At 35.8% G+C, this 2,395-nt stretch carries 3 protein-coding genes and 1 pseudogene; 1 reads left to right on the top strand and 3 read right to left on the bottom strand.

Annotated elements, in window-relative coordinates:
- Positions 1–67 precede the first annotated feature (67 nt).
- Positions 68–760 (bottom strand): type 1 glutamine amidotransferase domain-containing protein, encoded by a 693-nt coding sequence (locus C1642_RS17830; protein WP_103236681.1) that lies wholly within the window; start codon positions 758–760, stop codon positions 68–70.
- 152 nt (positions 761–912) lie between these two features.
- Between C1642_RS17830 and C1642_RS17825 the strand changes: the two genes are divergently transcribed.
- A complete protein-coding gene (locus tag C1642_RS17825; protein WP_001026787.1) occupies positions 913–1,329 on the top strand; it encodes a MerR family transcriptional regulator in 417 nt (138 codons plus the stop codon).
- Between the two features lie 161 nt (positions 1,330–1,490).
- Here C1642_RS17825 and C1642_RS17820 read toward each other — a convergent pair whose 3' ends face one another.
- Complete coding sequence (locus tag C1642_RS17820; protein WP_001228600.1) at positions 1,491–2,066, bottom strand: dihydrofolate reductase family protein; 576 nt, start codon at positions 2,064–2,066, stop codon at positions 1,491–1,493.
- A 205-nt stretch (positions 2,067–2,271) separates the two neighbouring features.
- Positions 2,272–2,395 (bottom strand): annotated as a pseudogene (locus tag C1642_RS19875) (hypothetical protein); the annotation flags it as partial.

Genomic DNA, 2,395 nt, shown 5'->3' with positions numbered 1-2,395 from the left:
TATTTAAAACCCTAAAAGTAAGACCATCGTTGGTTCTACTTTTAGGGTTTATATTTGAATTATTAAATTATGACTTTTCTAGCTCTTCTATTATCGCTAAAGCCGTCTTCTTAGCTGAAAACGGGTTTTGCCCCGTAATTAACTTACCGTCTTGAACGACATACGGTGCAAAAGGAATAAAAGACTTTTCATAACGAGCACCATATTCTTTCGCTAACTCTTCGGCATTGTATGGCACTTTTTTTGCCACCCCTGCCAAAACTTCTTCACTCCATGCAAAGCCTGTTAACTTTTTGCCTTTTATAAGTCTTTCGCCATTGGAAAGTCTGACATTGAGCAAGCCACAATAGCCATGACAAACACTCGAAACAATACCGCCTTTTTCATAAATATTTTTGGTGATTTCTTGCAGTTCAGGGTTATCTAAAAAATCCCACATCACACCATGACCACCTGTGTAATAGATCACGTCATAGTCTTGCCAATTAATATCAGAAGGCTTAAACGTATTTGCCAACAGCGTAATAAAAGCTTGATCTTTTTCTCGGTCTTTAACTGATTTATCTGCCACTAAAGGCGCAAGTGATTTAGGTTCAATCGGAGTTTTTCCGCCATTTGGACTCACAATATCTTGTATATAGCCTTGCTTTTCAAACTCATCATAAGCATGGGTGAGCTCACCTAACCACAGTCCTGTTTGTTGATCTACATCCTTATAGCGCGAAACATTGGTCACGATGTGTAATATACGTTTAGACATTTTCTCACCTCATTCTTCTTTATAGTTCTATCTTTTATCAATCAAAGCATAGAAAGTTGTTACTGAAAACGTGTGCTTGGTAAAGTTATGAACCTTGCTTTTATGTTACTATAAGTCTAAAGTTAGCTTGAATGTCAAGAGAGTATGTGGCTATGAATATTAGCGAGTTATCAAAACTAAGTGGTTTAAGTACCCCTACAATTCGTTATTACGAGCAAATCAAACTCTTACCCAAAGCCAAAAGGAAATCGAATGGCTATCGTGAATATACCGATAACGATTTGAAACAACTTTCTTTAATTCAGCAAGCTCAGCAAGTCGGGTTTTCTTTAGCAGAAATTAAAGCATTTTTGCCCTCGAAAGTTGCTGTTTGGGACCATGATGCCCTTATTCGAACGATTGAAACCAAAATTCAGGAAATAGAGCTTTTAGAACAAAAGCTAAAAATCAGTAAGCAAAACTTACATACCATGATTGATGCAATCAACAACAAACCTGATGAAATTACATGTGAGCAAAATGCAGAACGTCTTATGAATCTGTATTTTGACAAGGTAAAAACACCCTAGTTTTTAAGTTCAAAACGAGTTAAGGCTTCTCACATTGAAACTACGATACGTATTGTTATCAACCAAGTAATTCAAGCGATTAAGTAGCATTTCATAAATTTAAAAAACGAATTACAGAATTAATCAGTAATTCGTTTTTTATATACATGTTATAGAAAAAATCAGCTTATCTTTTGATAGTGAAGACCGATAGCTCCAGAAGCAAACGTTTTATTTTCAATGAGTTTAAGACCGATCTTTTGCTCAATACCTTGAAATAGTGGCAAGCCACTACCAAGCAGCACGGGCGAAACTGTAATTTTATATTCATCAATTAAACCAAGTTGCATCAGATAGTGCGCGAACCGTGGACTACCCAAAATCACCATATCCTTACCCGGTTGCTGTTTGAGTTTATTAATTTCTTCTTCAACATGGTCTTTTACAAGTCTGGAATTATTCCATTCAACTGTATCTAATGTGGTTGAAAAAACGATTTTCTCTGTCTTTTCAATCCATTCTGCATGATTTCGTTCATGCTCTGAAGCTTCTGGGTTTGAAAGCATAGTTGGCCAATAATTATGCATCATCTGGTATGTCGCACGTCCCCAAATTACCGTATCAGCAGAGCTCAAGATTTCATTTGCATGATTTGCCAAATCGGCATCGTAAGCAATCCATCCTATATCCATTGCCCCATTTGGCCCTTCAACAAAACTGTCAAGCGATGCATGTAGAAATAGTATGAGTTTTCTCATTATTTTCATTCCTTTGTTTATAAAAAATATGTACTACATTTCAGTATATTCAATTTGAATTATTTCTTATGGAGTGTTTTGTTTTCTGTTTTTCTTTCATCCATATAAAGCTGTATTTACTTGAAATATTTAGAAAATAACCCGAACAAGAATGACTCCTTATTCGGGATTACGCGATAAGCTTTATTTTTTAACAAAGTCTGTATTAAGTGATTACCAATGGACCAGAACCCGGCAGCTCAGTCACTAGCTTATAACCCATCAGTTTTGCAGGCGTATATGTACCACCCTTAACGGTATTTTTGAGTAAATAATTCACCACAGTTAGT

The sequence above is a fragment of the Acinetobacter sp. AKBS16 genome, assembly GCF_002899995.1.
Lineage (GTDB): Bacteria > Pseudomonadota > Gammaproteobacteria > Pseudomonadales > Moraxellaceae > Acinetobacter > Acinetobacter baumannii.
Note: the sequence above shows the minus strand (reverse complement) of the source record. Positions and strands in the feature narration are given on the sequence as shown.

What these genes read in the sequence shown, in the direction of transcription:
- C1642_RS17830 (WP_103236681.1), bottom strand. Translation starts at nt 760, where the DNA reads ATGTCTAAACGTATATTACACATCGTGACCAATGTTTCGCGCTATAAG.
- C1642_RS17825 (WP_001026787.1), top strand. Translation starts at nt 913, where the DNA reads ATGAATATTAGCGAGTTATCAAAACTAAGTGGTTTAAGTACCCCTACA.
- C1642_RS17820 (WP_001228600.1), bottom strand. Translation starts at nt 2,066, where the DNA reads ATGAGAAAACTCATACTATTTCTACATGCATCGCTTGACAGTTTTGTT.